At 44.8% G+C, this 831-nt stretch carries 2 protein-coding genes; one reads left to right on the forward strand and one right to left on the reverse strand.

Features of this window, described 5'->3' with window-relative positions:
• The first annotated feature begins 77 nt into the window (after positions 1–77).
• Positions 78–305 (forward strand): sulfurtransferase TusA, encoded by a 228-nt coding sequence (tusA, locus tag A3739_RS27800; RefSeq protein WP_068476977.1) that lies wholly within the window; start codon positions 78–80, stop codon positions 303–305.
• 21 nt (positions 306–326) lie between these two features.
• On the opposite strand, the gene A3739_RS27805 is transcribed toward tusA, so the two are convergent.
• Positions 327–831: DMT family transporter (locus A3739_RS27805; RefSeq protein WP_156502913.1), on the reverse strand; the 505-nt coding region annotated here is incomplete at its 5' end.

Consider the following 831-nt stretch of genomic DNA (forward strand, 5'->3'; position numbering starts at 1 on the left):
ATTACGCGAATCATACTTTATTCCGTTGTATCAATGTTTAAAATGCACTGTATAAATCATAGCTTAGAAAAACGAATATGGAATGTGATATAGAGTTAGATGCTACTGGATTATTGTGTCCGGAACCGGTCATGCTGCTGCATGAAAAAATGCCCGATATGGAAAGCGGTGCAGTATTAAAAGTGCGCGCGACAGATCCATCGACTACGCGAGACATTCCTCAATTTTGCAGATTTTTAGGGCACACCCTGCTTGAGCAGCACGAGGAAGACAAAGCTTTTATCTATTTTATTCAAAAAGCATAACGTTAATTGATTGTTGGGTGATCACTTCACTTTCATGTTGATAAGGCCCGCAGCGACAACAAATCCTGAACCTACGAATATTGCAAGTGTGATGGCCTCTCCCCAAAATGCCCACCCAATGTAAGCGGTGAAGATCAGCGACGTGTAGGTGTATTGTCCTATTTTTCCGGCTTCTGCCCGTTTGTAGGCATAGGTCACGAGTAATTGACCTAATGTGGCAACTCCGGCAAGCGTCAATAACAAGGTAAACTGATTAAAAGACGGTTCTGACCAGTTCTGAAGCGCAACCGGCAACGACGCTAAACTCGCAAACAAACCGAAGTAAAACACGGTTCGCAAGGCGGGCTCTCCGCCGCCCATCTTACGGATAGTGACTTTTGCCAACGCCGCGAGACACGCACCTAACAAACCAATTCCTACCAGAGATAGCGCATCGAATGTGGCTGACATATTCTGTTGAAGCTTAGGCTCACTAATAATGCACACACCTATGAAACCAAGAATGATGGCAAACCAAGTTGCTGCA

Source organism: Oleiphilus sp. HI0067, assembly GCF_001635735.1.

Bases quoted from the DNA above. Each gene is read 5' to 3' on its own strand.
- tusA (WP_068476977.1), top strand. From the start codon at position 78: ATGGAATGTGATATAGAGTTAGATGCTACTGGATTATTGTGTCCGGAA.